This is a genomic window from Dyella amyloliquefaciens (genome assembly GCF_004296575.1).
In the GTDB taxonomy this organism is placed as follows: Bacteria; Pseudomonadota; Gammaproteobacteria; order Xanthomonadales; family Rhodanobacteraceae; genus Dyella; species Dyella amyloliquefaciens.
The window spans coordinates 1-586 of sequence record NZ_SAYT01000015.1; the positions used below are offsets into that span (position 1 = coordinate 1).

A 586-nucleotide genomic window follows, 5' to 3' on the forward strand; every position below is an offset into this window, starting at 1 on the left:
CTTACTTGATGACCTTGGCCACCACGCCGGCGCCGACGGTACGGCCGCCTTCGCGAATGGCGAAGCGCAGGCCCTGGTCCATGGCGATCGGGTGGATCAGGGTGACAACCATCTTGATGTTGTCGCCCGGCATGACCATTTCCACGCCTTCCGGCAGCTCGATCGCGCCGGTCACGTCGGTCGTGCGGAAGTAGAACTGCGGGCGGTAGCCCTTGAAGAACGGGGTATGACGACCACCCTCGTCCTTCGACAGCACGTACACTTCGGCTTCGAAGTCGGTGTGCGGGGTGATCGTGCCCGGCTTGGCCAGCACCTGGCCACGCTCGACGTCGTCGCGCTTCAGGCCGCGGAGCAGCAGACCGGCATTGTCGCCCGCCTGACCCTGGTCCAGCAGCTTGCGGAACATTTCCACGCCGGTCACGGTGGTCTTCTGGGTCGGACGGATGCCGACCACTTCGACTTCGTCACCAACCTTGATGATGCCGCGCTCGATACGACCGGTCACCACGGTGCCGCGGCCCGAGATCGAGAACACGTCTTCGACCGGCATCAGGAACGGCTGGTCAATGGCGCGCTGCGGCTCCGG

General features: G+C 65.0%; 1 protein-coding gene. It reads right to left on the bottom strand.

What is annotated here, in order from left to right; translation table 11 throughout:
• Nucleotide 1: 1 nt before the first annotated feature.
• Nucleotides 2–586 (bottom strand): EF-Tu C-terminal domain-related protein (locus EPB08_RS20940; RefSeq protein WP_267873366.1); only part of this gene is annotated, 585 nt, incomplete at its 5' end.